Here is an 11,868-nt window from a genome sequence, read left to right on the forward strand (position 1 = left end):
ATAGGCCCCCGCCGGCGCTGGTCAAAACACCATAGTCTGACTTTACAGTGGCGGTTTCTGCATCCACTATGAGAGACATATCACACTGACGCAAACCCCAATTTATACATTCCGAGAACATTCTGAAAAGGAGCCGATATGATCGAGTCACCACTGCTTCCCAAGCTGACTGGCTACATCGGCGGTCGCTGGTCTGAGTCGCCGGACGGTAACACCTTCGATGTCTATAACCCGGCCACGGGGGAGGTGGTTGCCAGTGTGGCATCGATGTCCGAGAGCGAAGTGTACAAGGCAGTTGAAGCGGGCAAGTCTGCGCTTCGTTTAACCAGCCCGTATTCCATCGAAACCCGCCGTAAATGGCTGGAAGATATTCGTGATGCGCTCAAGGCCAATAAAGAGGAAGTGGGCCGTATCCTGTGCATGGAGCACGGCAAGCCGTTGAAGGAAGCCCAGGGTGAGGTCGATTACGCCGCCGGGTTCTTCGATTACTGCTCCAAACACATCCAGGCGCTGGACGCTCACACTCTCGCGGAAAAACCAAAAGACTGTACCTGGACCGTGCATTATCGCCCCATTGGCGTAGCTGGCCTGATTACCCCCTGGAACTTCCCCATCGGCATGATTGCCAAGAAGCTGTCTGCAGCCTTGGCGGCGGGTTGCCCGTCGGTGATCAAACCGGCCAGCGAGACGCCGTTGACCATGATTGCGCTGTTCGCGCTGATGGACAAACACGTCGACCTGCCAGACGGTATGGTCAACCTGGTTATGGGCAAAGCCAGTGTGATCGGCAAGGTGCTGTGCGAAAGCCCCGATGTGCCCATGCTCAGTTTCACCGGTTCCACGGAAGTGGGCCGCAAGCTGATACTGGATACGGCAGATCAGGTGAAGAAGCTGGCCCTGGAGTTGGGTGGCAACGCGCCCTTTATTGTCTTTGACGATGCGGATCTGGATGCCGCAGCCGATAACCTGATCGCCAACAAGTTCCGGGGCGGCGGCCAGACCTGTGTCTGCGCCAACCGGATTTTTGTGCACGAGAAAGTGGTGGATGAATTCGGTCAGAAACTTGCCGACCGGGTCAATCGCATGACCGTGGGTAATGGTTTGACGGAAGACGTTGACCTCGGCCCGCTGATCAACAAAGCCGGGTTCGACAAGGTCAAGCGCCACGTGGAAGACGCCCTTGAGCGGGGTGGTGAACTGGTGGCTGGCAAAAAACCGGCAGACCTGGGGGATGGCCACCTGTTCTTCCCGCCGACAGTCATTTCCGGGGTGACCCGGGACATGTGCTGCTCCCGCGAGGAAACCTTCGGGCCGCTGGTGCCCATGGCCACCTTCCGCACTGAGGACGAGGTTATCGATGCCGGTAACGACACCGAATTTGGCCTGGCGTCTTACGTGTTCACGGCCGACGCGGAACGCGCCCAGCGGGTGGCCGCCGGGCTGCGTTTTGGTCATTGCGGCTGGAATACCGGTACCGGCCCCACGCCGGAGGCGCCGTTCGGGGGCATGAAGGCGTCCGGCACTGGCCGCGAAGGCGGCCTGGAGGGCCTGTTCGAATTCGTCGAAGCCCAGACCGTCCCGCGCGGTTTCTAGGGTTCCGGCGTCAACAGGACCTTAACGGAATCATCCACCAGGGTGGAATCGAGGTAACCGATACTGCCCAGGGTGGATGACACCACGCTCTTCATGCTGTTCGCCGAGGATACCTCCCTCGGCGGATGGCCCTTCCCGGTCAGAACCTGCCGCGACCAGAACGACTTCAGCCAGGCGTCATTGCGCTCGGTGATCAGGTCATTGAACTCATCCCGCATGCTGTTGCCCGCTGGAAGCTGGAACGCGACCACGCGCTGGCCGTCAGGCATTCGTGAGCTGCGGTTCAGGTAGATGTCCTTCACCTGTTGCACGGTGATGGAATCCGGGCCACCGTGGTGGCCGATGATCACCAATTCCGCCCGGGAGACACTGCTCAACAGGCACAACGCGATGAGCAATGCGGGCACGGATACGCGTCGAATCGCCATGGTGTTCCTCCTGATCAAAATGCGGCATCAAGCCGGACGGTGTATACGTCGGTGCTGTCGAATCGGCCGCCGGGATTGCCGGCCAGGGCATCCAGCTGGTTGCCAATCAGGCCACCAGTGGTTTTGCCAAAGCCCCGGGCGTGGGTCCAGTCCACCTTCATGGCAACCGAGGTGGTCATGTCCCAACGGAAGCCCAGGCTGTAGGCCTGGCGACGTACGTCCAGTACCTCCAGTGGCGTGCCGTCGCGCTCGTAGTTGTCCTGGCTTTCGACCCAGGAGGCCGTTATATAGGGCGTGACTTCCTTAACCCGGTAGCCAAGGGTGACGTAGGCGGAGTCGGTGTCCTGGTAAAAACCGTCCACCTCAACTCGTGTCAGTTCCGACATCAACAGCCAACTGCCATCGTCGTAGGACAGGCCCAATCCCATGAACTCGGTTTTTTCTTCGTCACCAAGCGGTGGTGTTCCGCCGATGGTGGCTTCTGCATGGGCGTACACGCCACGGAAGGTCCAGAGGTAATTGGTCCAGTTGGCGGTCAGGCCGGTGATGTTGCGCAGTTCCACATTGACGGTCTGGCCAAGGGAGGCGGCATCATCGTCAAGGTGGCCGGCAAAGGCGCGTGTCTGAATGGATGAGCCAGAGAGGTTGATGGTGTAGGCCGCATCGGCGCCCAGATAGCTGCGAACCGGTACCGGGTCGTAGACCGCCTCGGGCGGGCGCGCCCAGGGCTGGCCATAGCCAATCTCCAGGGTTTCGGATTCCATAAACAGCGGCAGGCGCATTTTACCGGCCCGCAGTTCGGAGCCATTGCTGAATTGGTGTCGCAGGTAGCCCCATTCCAGTTCCGTGTCCCAGTCTTCGCTACCACGGGACACCAATTGCAATACCGCGTCGGTGTTGCGGCTCAGTGAAAAGGTGCTCTGCAGGCCGAACAGGCTGAGGGTTTCGAGGTCGGATTGTTCCGTTGCCTCGCCGTAGCCGGCGTCATTATTGGCGCGGGTATAGCCAGTGCTGAAAAAACCGTTAAGGTGAACCTTTTCCAGGCTCGACTCGGTCATCTGCTTCTGCATGGAATCGAGCCGTTGTTCCAGCTGGTCAATTCGCTGGCTGTCATCGGCCATGGTGGGAAACGACAGGGTGGCGGTCAGTGCAAGGGAAGTAAAGGTAACGCGGGTAGTGCTTCGGTATACGGAGTACATCGTACATCATCTCCTTTGATGTCTGGTCGCAAGATGCGGGCGCCTTCCTGGCTTCAGGGGACTTATGTCTTGCCCCTGCAAATTGTCTGGTGCGGGAAAACGGTGGCCAGCGGAGGAACAGAAGGTTCTTCCGGGCAACCCGCGGCGGCGAGTATACCCAAGTTGACGCCAGTTTCATAAAAAGTGTTCACATTTTCTGTATCGGTACCTTACATGTGTGCGGGTAATCCCAGCACACCCACATCCGGCAAACCCTCCTTTCTCCTGTTATAATTCCGCACCTGTTCATTTAACCAGTAGCGACCGGATCTCTATGGATGTCTCCCACATTATCGACGCCCTGAACGACGCCCAACGTGAGGCAGTGACGGCCCAGAATGACCACTTGCTGGTGCTGGCCGGTGCGGGCAGTGGCAAGACCCGGGTGCTGGTGCACCGGATCGCCTGGTTGATGCAGGTGGACAAGGTGCCGCCCACCGGCATCCTGGCGGTGACCTTCACCAACAAAGCGGCGAAGGAAATGCGCTACCGCATTGAGCAGATGATGAATATTCCGGCTCGGGGCCTCTGGTTTGGCACCTTTCACGGCATTGCCCACCGGTTGCTCCGGGCCCATTACCAGGACGCCGGCCTGCCAGAGAACTTTCAGGTGCTGGACAGCGACGACCAGTTGCGGCTGATCAAGCGCGTGATGCGTGAGCTGCAGATTGATGAAAGCCGCTGGCCGCCGAAGCAGGCCCAGTGGTTTATCAACGGCCAGAAAGACGAAGGGTTACGGGCGGAACACATCCAGGAAAATCCGGGCGATCATTTCACGGCCACAATGCTGACGGTTTACCGACAGTACGAGAAGCTCTGCAACCTAAGCGGCTTGGTGGATTTTGGCGAGCTGTTGCTACGCTCCCACGAACTCTGGCTGTACCGTCCGGAACTACTGAGCCATTACCAGAGCCGTTTCCAGCAGATCCTGGTGGACGAATTTCAGGACACCAATACCATCCAGTACGCCTGGCTGCAGATCCTGGCCGGGAACCGGGTGCCGCTAACGGTGGTGGGCGACGACGACCAGTCCATCTACGGCTGGCGGGGCGCGAAGATCGAAAACATCCAGCAGTACCAGCGGGACTTTCCCAACGCCCGGATGGTGCGATTGGAACAGAATTACCGCTCCACGCAACTGATCCTGAAAGCCGCCAACGCGGTGATTGCCAACAACCAGGGCCGGTTGGGCAAGGAACTCTGGACCGATGGCCCGGATGGCGAGCCCATCAGTTTGTATGCGGCCTTCAACGAGCAGGACGAAGCCAACTACATCGCCGACACCATTGGTAGCTGGGTCAACGAGGGTAACCTGCGCAGCGAGTCGGCCATTCTTTACCGCTCCAACGCCCAGTCCCGGGTGCTGGAAGAATCCCTGATCCGCCAGGGCATTCCCTACCGCGTTTATGGCGGCCTGCGATTCTACGACCGTCAGGAAATTCGCAACGCCATCGCTTATCTGCGTCTGGTGCACTATCGCCGGGACGATGCGGCGTTTGAGCGCGTGGTGAATATTCCCGCCCGTGGTATTGGCGCCAAGAGCCTGGCGGATATGCGCGCGTTCGCCACGGAGCGCAGTATCTCCTTGTGGGAGTCTGCCGAGCGTTTGTTGGAGGCTGGGCAGGTGAAGGGCCGCGCCAAAACCGGTCTGCAATCCTTCATGGGCATCATCGAACGCCTGACGGAGATGGTGGACGATGCCTCATTGCATGGTCTGATGAAGACAACACTGGAGTTGAGCGGCCTCAAGGATTACCACGCCAGTGAAAAGGGTGAGAAGGGGCAGGCGCGGGTGGAGAACCTGGAAGAACTGGTGAATGCCCTGTCGGATTATGAGGTGGAAGAGGGCGTTGATCCGCTGTCGGAATTCATCGCCCAGGCAGCGCTGGACGCCGGCGAGGCTCAGGCGGAAGCGAATGAGGACTGCGTGCAGCTTATGACCCTTCATTCCGCCAAGGGCCTGGAGTTTCCGCTGGTATTCCTGGCCGGTGTGGAGGAAGGCCTGTTTCCCCACAGTATGTCGTTGGAAGAACCGGGGCGGATGGAAGAAGAGCGGCGCCTGGCCTATGTGGGCATTACCCGGGCCATGCAAAAGCTGGTGCTTACTTACGCCGAATCCCGCCGTTTGTACGGACAGGAGAAATTCCACGCGCTGTCGCGCTTTGTTCGCGAGATTCCCGGGGACTGCATCCAGGAAGTACGGTTGCGCAATACGGTGAGCCGTCCGGCCATGATGGCCCGGCCCAATGAGGGCCTGTTCAGCCAGGAACCTGACGTTGGCACGGGTTTCAGCCTGGGCCAGCGGGTACGCCATCCAAAGTTTGGCGAGGGTATCGTGATGAACTCCGAGGGCTCTGGCCACCATACCCGGGTGCAGGTGAACTTTGATGAGGGGGCTAAGTGGCTGGTGTTGGCCTACGCGCCGTTGGAGGCATGCTGAGATCAGGAGTCAGCGTTGTTTGGCAAAGCGAACCTTGGAGCCAGATTTCAATAACTCGTCCATCACGACGAGAGATTTGGGAAATAGAATGGCTCAGCGTGTTCCGGAATTTCCCATTTTAACGGGGAGCGGTTGTTCCTTTCGCTTAGTAATCCATCAGCCTTTAACTGATGAAGTGCTCGTCGAGCGGTCCGGTCTTTCCCGTCACGACCGCCAGCCAGGCGCAACGCATGAGCCCGCTCGACAGAGCCCTGAATGAATGCCTGAAACAAAATAAGCGATGCTTCAGGCTTTAGGGGATCGGGACAAGCCACAATACGGCCGTCCCGTCGCGCGTTGACATAATTCTCGATGCGTTGCTGCATTCCTTTCAGATCAAGCAGGCTTCCGACGTAATCCACCTGATCAATTGCCGTATCGACCATGAATCGGGTGAAATCCGTTAAACCTGTTTCGCTCAGTGGACCTCGGCCATCGGCCGTGCCCTGCAGTGGATAATCAGCATGTGCAAGCTTGGCCTTGTAGTTGCTCGAGGACCGAGCTAAACCGCGGCTAAGGCACCATACACCAATCCCTTCAACACCGGCCGCCTGCAACGCCGCATCTGTCCAGAGACGAACAACCCGCCCGTTCCCATCAAGAAAGGGGTGGATCCATAGCAATCGATGATGTGCGGCCATTAGAGCGGTAATCCGCATTTCACCGACGTATCGCTGACTCTTGTACTCAGAACAGAACTGATCCACCAGTGTCTTCACGTATTGGTGATCTGGCGGGATGTGTCTACCGATGGAGACCGTACTGGTGCGGAATTCACCACCAACCACTCTCTGCTCGTTTCCGTCTTCGTCCTTGACGACCTTTAGTCTCTCGGGAAGATCTGCGTAAAAATGGCGGTGAATGGATCGGATGAACTCTGGCGACAAGACTTCATCCAAGTCCCGAGAAGCGGATCGAATCCAATCCTGAACTTTAATGTGCGCCACTGACTCCAACTGGTGATCTCGAGCTGTGGGATCACTGTCATAGTTACCACGCTGCGCCTCACGGATTTGGTGTGGCAGCGTTTGGTTCCCTTCGATCAGATTGGAGTAATAGGAGTTAATTACAGCCATGTGGCGACGGATGGTCTGGGCTGTCTCATGGTTGAGATGCCCCGCCAGCTTCGCTGATTCGCGATTTAGAATACTCACTCTATCCGGAAGGTCTCCGTAGGCCTTTACCCTTCCTGTGGGCGCGAAAGGAGCGGCATTCATCCAGGATGTCATAGAACGTCTCATCGTCAATTGATCTGTCCGGTTCGATGGCCGGTTCCTAGAATCTAAATGGTAAGTCAGAAAACTGCAATATCAACGTACTGCGATCATTTTCCCTAGATGAGGAGCCAAAAAATGGTTGTCAGTGTCCGGTTTTATGTCCGGTTCGTGTCTCATTCAACAGCTACAATAAAATTCGCTTGTGTTTAAAAGCTTGGGGAGCTCGGCTTGGTCGCAAAGCGAACATACAGACCGTGCGATAACGCCGATGTTTAGCGGCTTGGACTTCCCCTATGGCGCTCATTCTACGTCTTGACCCGATTGGCAGGGGTGTCGAATACTGACAGAGGACTTGCCTGTGAACTGAATTCCACCGAATTTAGGCGTTCTGGCGGTGACTGCTATCGCTTCCGGCTCTGATCACTGCGGGCTTAGTGTGTCAAATATTTTCGCGTAGGTAATCACTTGAAGAAGTGAGGTTTCAGCGTCCTGCTTTTTTTTGGTCATAATCTTGAACAAATTGGGACTCCAGCCGTGAATGTAAGCACCGTAATCGGCTGCTTCAAACTCTCCTCCAATGACCAGCATGAGAGAAAGGAATCCAGCAATCCCTGTTCGTGGCACACCAGCAGTACCTGCTCGAACAGGTCTTCGATTTCCTCCGCATGGCTGCTGACAAACTTGGCCAGGGTGGTGAAGTGGGGAACGGGTATCGCAGGACAGGGCCTTGAAGATGATGTTGGTCTCGCAGCACCACTGCATCTCGCGGCTGGAGGTGATGCCCTTGGAGTAGGCGAACAGGATGATCTTCAGCAGGATGGCCGGATCGTAGGCTAAACGGTCAGTATCTTCGTTGCGGTATTTGGGATGAAAAACCGACAGATCCAGCTTGTGCTCGATTAGGTAGTGAACCGCACGTTCAAAGGTGCCGGGTTGAAGCTGTTCCTGGTAGTTGATCACGACCGTGGCACTCTGGTCGTAGTTGTAATGCTTGAAGCGGGGCATGCCAACGACTCCTTGTCCGTTTGCCTGATCCTACCAAACCGAAGCGGGGATTTCGGGGTTTTTCTACAGCCTCAACGCTTTTGTCCAGAGGCAGCCTCGGCAAAGCGAAGCGGCGGCGCGCGACCTATCTTTATTTGTTATTTCCGAGCATTTACAAGATGGTTCCGCAGGTTTTGATTGGGTAGGCCTCAATGTCGCAGGCAAAACCATTAATTTTGATGTTTATCATAGGCTGCGCCCATGTAATCCTCTAGAATAGGTTTTTTAGATCTTAGGGGGACGAGTGTTTTTTGATCATAAGAGAGAGTTGATGTGAAGCCTAGGTACTCTGTAAGTCGAGGTTCCTTTATTAGGCTCCTGCCAGAAGGTAGAACCGAGCAGGTGATCCGAAGGATGATAGAAGCCATCGATTTGGGGCTCTATTCAGAAGGGCAGCAGCTTCCGAGTGAAGCAGAGCTTGCCACACAATTCGGAGTAGCCACGGTTACCCTCCGCGAGGCGCTGGGATATCTCCGTCAAGTTGGGGCTATAGAGACCCGACGTGGTCGGAACGGAGGCAGCTTCATTTGCCGGGTGGAAGAACTCCCCAACGAGTTGATGCTTGAGCTGCTGGACGAATGGAGTGTTATCGAACTGCGTGATTTCGGCGATGAACATATGGCAGTCGCAGGGATGGCCGCCAGGCTTGCTGCGAGAAGGGCCACGCCTGACAGCTATCGCAATATAGCTTTTTATATAGATTCTTTGGGGCAAGCTGAGAATCGACGCAAACGATGCCGTGCAGATGCTAGATTCCATATGGAGATAGCGGCCCACTCCCAATCGGTGCGCTTAACGCATGCTGAGATACGCCTTCAGTCTCAGCTGGGCGAATTACTTTGGCTACCCGCCGATCAGGCAGAAGACGTTGCCGCAATTCAGCGAGAGCATCAGGATATTCTTGAGGCAGTTCAACAAGGTGATGCCAATCTAGCGGGCGCTCGCGCAGAAGCGCATGTTATGAAAGGAATACAGCGACTGATTTCGCTGAAAATGTCGCTAATGAAACCTGAGGCACGGGTCATTGATGAAGTCTCCTGAAGCAAAAAACCAACGTCTGCAGTGTAGGCTCAATATCAATAACGCTATTGCTAGTGTTTTTGGAGATATTGAGCATGTGGCGCAAGAGTTTGAGCGACTTTGGAGCAAAAAGGTAGGACCTGGTCGATCGCCAGCTTCTGCAGATTTGAAACTCCTGCGAGTGGTCGCTGACAAACTATTAGTTGATAATAATCGCTGGATGCTGGGCACTGGTGTCGTTTTGGAACCGGGCGTCCTGTCGGATTGTGATATGTACTGCGAATGGCGGCATTTGGTAGGAGAGGGACGCCCCGCCCAGCTCGATTTGAATTTCAATCGGGGCAGCGATAGCTATTACAACTATAGGGAAATGCCCTGGTTCACTCGCCCCCGTGATTTGGGGACAACGACAATTGAGGGACCTTACATTGATTTGTATGGTCAGGACGCATATATCTTAACCTTTGCTCGCCCGTTGCACGTTGACGGTGACTTCATAGGAGTTGCTGGCGCAGATGTCGACTTGGGTCGATTCGAGCGAGCACTTACCCCCAGCTTGTTGGCCTTGGAACATCAGGCCATACTGCTCAACGAAGAAGGGAGAGTGGTGGCTAGTAATACATCCGATTGGCTTCCGGGCGAGCGAATGCGCGATTCTGCAGATTTTGAGACAGTCGTGACCTCGTTGGGCGAGCAATACACCCAATGGTCGTTACTAGAGTATACCTCTGTCGCTATGTGAGTCTTTTCGTACTATTCTCAGTCACCGCAGACAAACTTTCCGAAAACGCCAAATGAAATAATGAACGCTCTCCGGGCTACGACTGTTCAGGTATTTTGAGTTAAGCTTTTCCCTCGGTAGTGATCAACCATTGAGCGACCTTTCCGCCGTATTTCCAGTTTTTACGCACCCACATTGCGCCTGGTATGCCTTGGCGCAGACGGTAACCCGAAAAACCTGTTTTGATTGTGCCCTTACAGACAGCCTCAAGACTTTAAGTTGGACGTGCACACGCCGGTAACCGTAATGAAGCCGCGTGAGCGTGATCTCGCGGATCCTCATCGACAATGCCGATGAATCCCTTGCCACTTGGTATCGACAAGACGCCCGGGAAAACTGCAAGACCGCACACGCCTGGCGTTCGCTGACTCCGTATCGCTTTTGCAGGTCAGCCACCAGTTGGCATTTACGAGGCGGTCTCAAAGCTAATGGCATGGTCCGCTCCAACCTTCCATAATTTTGGGAGGCACACGAACCGAGTAGAGCCGTCATGTCAAACAACAAGAATGTCGTTACTTTCGGAATCGATCTGGCCAAATCGCTTTTCCATGTTTGCGGTCTGGATGCTAACGGGAAACCAGTTGTAAGTAAGAAGCTAAGGCGAACACAAATCGTGACGTTTCTTTGCCAACCAGCCACCCTGTATCGTGACGATGGAGGCCTGTGCGGGCGCTCACTGGCTGGGGTGCAAACTCAAAGGATTGGGCTTCCAGGTTCGAATTCTACCAGCGCAGTATGTGAAGCCCTTCGTCCAGAATCAGAAAAATGATGCCAACGACGCGCTGGCAATCGCTGAAGCCAGTCAGCGGCCATCGGTGAGACCGGCACCGATCAAGACCCAATCCCAGTTGCACCTTCAGACTCTTCATCGGGTTCGAGATCGTTTGGTGAATCAGCGAACCCGCTTGATCAATCAAATGCGTGGGTTCTTGTTGGAGGAAGGCATCATTCTGCGCACCGGTGTCGGCAACTTCAAAAATCAACTTCCAGTCGTGTTAAGCGATCCGTCTGAGGAAATTTCGCCGGCAATGACTGCTTTGATAAATGAACTCTGGGATGAGCTGCTTGGCCTGGAGAGGCGCCTGAAATCAATTAACTCCCAGATAGAAGCTTGGGCTTCCCAGGACCAGGCAGCCCGAAGACTTCAATCTGTACCCGGCATCGGAGCTTTGTCTGCGACTGCTATCATCGCGGCAATTGGTAACGCGGCTCGATTCAATAAAGCTCGTGATTTTTCGGCCTGGCCTGGCTTGGGTTAGTTCCAAGGCAGCATTCGACGGGAGGCAAAACCACACTCGGCGGAATCAGTAAATCTGGTAACCCCTATATTAGACGTTTGCTGATACATGGCGCTCGCAGTTGTACGCTGCACCTGAACAGAGAAAAAGATCTGCTTGGCGTCTGGATTACCGACCTCGAACGACGAATGCCTTTTAACAAGGTCGTTGTCGCTTTAGCCAACAAACTGGCTCGCATCGCTTGGGCAATTCTTACCCGGCCAGCCGCCACTTACGAACAGATGCAACCAACCAGACAAGCAAACTATTAAACCAATCCAACCCATTCAGAGTTTTGCGTTGGCATGAAAAGATGAACAAACAGTCGATCGGCATAGCGTAAATCCGGGACAAAAAAGCGGGCTCCGAGCCCTTACCAGCTATTTGGAAACGCTATGTGCGGATATTCATCGTGGCCTTGGCGCCAAAAGCGCCTGACTCATGAGAGGCCGGATACATTTTTGCGAACTGTCACTGATCATCGGTCGTGCCTTGCAAAAAGGGAGCGGATCATACATTTTTTGCCACCCCGTCCTGAAGCATGGCCTTATCCAGGCTCAGATCAGCCACCAGCTTCTTGAGGCGCTGATTTTCTTCTTCCAGCTGTTTGAGGCGTTTCAGCTCGGATGGCCCCAGGCCGCCGTACTTCTTACGCCAGTAAAAAGTGGCGTCGGAGACGCCCATCTTCCGACAGACTTCCGGGACCGGTGTACCCAATTCGGCTTGTTTCAAGGCGAAGGCTATCTGCTCTTCGGTGTAACGGGATCGCTTCATGGCATGATCTCCTGCTC

The 11,868-nt window shown here is 55.3% G+C and carries 8 protein-coding genes and 3 pseudogenes; 6 read left to right on the forward strand and 5 right to left on the reverse strand.

Annotated features, from left to right (window positions below; genetic code table 11):
- Positions 1-138: 138 nt before the first annotated feature.
- Positions 139-1,593 carry an NAD-dependent succinate-semialdehyde dehydrogenase gene (locus R1T46_RS05590; protein WP_286749804.1) on the forward strand — a complete coding sequence of 485 codons (1,455 nt, stop codon included), beginning with the start codon at positions 139-141 and terminating at the stop codon, positions 1,591-1,593.
- On the opposite strand, the gene R1T46_RS05595 is transcribed toward R1T46_RS05590, so the two are convergent.
- Positions 1,590-2,021, reverse strand: a complete 432-nt coding sequence (locus tag R1T46_RS05595) for a phosphate ABC transporter substrate-binding protein (RefSeq protein ID WP_081899327.1) — start codon at positions 2,019-2,021, stop codon at positions 1,590-1,592. The genes R1T46_RS05590 and R1T46_RS05595 overlap by 4 nt on opposite strands.
- A 14-nt stretch (positions 2,022-2,035) precedes the next feature.
- Positions 2,036-3,220 (reverse strand): hypothetical protein, encoded by a 1,185-nt coding sequence (locus tag R1T46_RS05600; RefSeq protein ID WP_317307618.1) that lies wholly within the window; start codon positions 3,218-3,220, stop codon positions 2,036-2,038.
- 313 nt (positions 3,221-3,533) lie between these two features.
- On the opposite strand from R1T46_RS05600, the gene uvrD reads away from it, so the two are divergent.
- Positions 3,534-5,699 (forward strand): DNA helicase II, encoded by a 2,166-nt coding sequence (gene uvrD, locus R1T46_RS05605; protein ID WP_126811240.1) that lies wholly within the window; start codon positions 3,534-3,536, stop codon positions 5,697-5,699.
- 62 nt (positions 5,700-5,761) lie between these two features.
- Here uvrD and R1T46_RS05610 read toward each other — a convergent pair whose 3' ends face one another.
- Both R1T46_RS05610 and R1T46_RS05615 read right to left on the reverse strand, forming a co-directional pair.
- Positions 5,762-6,967: a Fic family protein gene (locus R1T46_RS05610; protein ID WP_126811242.1), complete on the reverse strand. Its 1,206-nt coding sequence runs from the start codon at positions 6,965-6,967 to the stop codon at positions 5,762-5,764.
- Between the two features lie 578 nt (positions 6,968-7,545).
- A pseudogene (locus R1T46_RS05615) lies at positions 7,546-7,960 on the reverse strand (transposase); the annotation flags it as partial.
- A gap of 381 nt (positions 7,961-8,341) precedes the next feature.
- On the opposite strand from R1T46_RS05615, the gene R1T46_RS05620 reads away from it, so the two are divergent.
- The 4 genes and pseudogenes from R1T46_RS05620 to R1T46_RS21615 form a co-directional block, all read left to right on the forward strand.
- Positions 8,342-9,040, forward strand: coding sequence for a FadR/GntR family transcriptional regulator (locus tag R1T46_RS05620; protein ID WP_410797518.1), 699 nt, complete (start codon positions 8,342-8,344; stop codon positions 9,038-9,040).
- Positions 9,027-9,761 carry a cache domain-containing protein gene (locus R1T46_RS05625; RefSeq protein WP_317307620.1) on the forward strand — a complete coding sequence of 245 codons (735 nt, stop codon included), beginning with the start codon at positions 9,027-9,029 and terminating at the stop codon, positions 9,759-9,761. Before R1T46_RS05620 ends, R1T46_RS05625 begins: the two co-directional genes overlap by 14 nt.
- Positions 9,762-10,453: 692 nt before the next feature.
- Positions 10,454-11,059: an IS110 family transposase gene (locus R1T46_RS05630; RefSeq protein ID WP_348120839.1), complete on the forward strand. Its 606-nt coding sequence runs from the start codon at positions 10,454-10,456 to the stop codon at positions 11,057-11,059.
- Positions 11,044-11,164: pseudogene (locus tag R1T46_RS21615) on the forward strand (transposase); the annotation flags it as partial. The gene R1T46_RS05630 and the pseudogene R1T46_RS21615, both read left to right, overlap by 16 nt.
- A 432-nt stretch (positions 11,165-11,596) precedes the next feature.
- On the opposite strand, the pseudogene R1T46_RS05635 reads toward R1T46_RS21615, so the two are convergent.
- A pseudogene (locus tag R1T46_RS05635) lies at positions 11,597-11,851 on the reverse strand (transposase); the annotation flags it as partial.
- Between the last annotated feature and the right edge of the window lie 17 nt (positions 11,852-11,868).

This window comes from Marinobacter salarius (assembly GCF_032922745.1).
Classification (GTDB): Bacteria; Pseudomonadota; Gammaproteobacteria; order Pseudomonadales; family Oleiphilaceae; genus Marinobacter.

Excerpts from the sequence above, each read along its gene's own strand:
- R1T46_RS05625 (WP_317307620.1), top strand. The coding sequence starts at position 9,027 with ATGAAGTCTCCTGAAGCAAAAAACCAACGTCTGCAGTGTAGGCTCAAT.
- R1T46_RS05600 (WP_317307618.1), bottom strand. The coding sequence starts at position 3,220 with ATGTACTCCGTATACCGAAGCACTACCCGCGTTACCTTTACTTCCCTT.
- uvrD (WP_126811240.1), top strand. The coding sequence starts at position 3,534 with ATGGATGTCTCCCACATTATCGACGCCCTGAACGACGCCCAACGTGAG.
- R1T46_RS05595 (WP_081899327.1), bottom strand. The coding sequence starts at position 2,021 with ATGGCGATTCGACGCGTATCCGTGCCCGCATTGCTCATCGCGTTGTGC.
- R1T46_RS05630 (WP_348120839.1), top strand. The coding sequence starts at position 10,454 with ATGGAGGCCTGTGCGGGCGCTCACTGGCTGGGGTGCAAACTCAAAGGA.
- R1T46_RS05590 (WP_286749804.1), top strand. The coding sequence starts at position 139 with ATGATCGAGTCACCACTGCTTCCCAAGCTGACTGGCTACATCGGCGGT.
- R1T46_RS05610 (WP_126811242.1), bottom strand. The coding sequence starts at position 6,967 with ATGACATCCTGGATGAATGCCGCTCCTTTCGCGCCCACAGGAAGGGTA.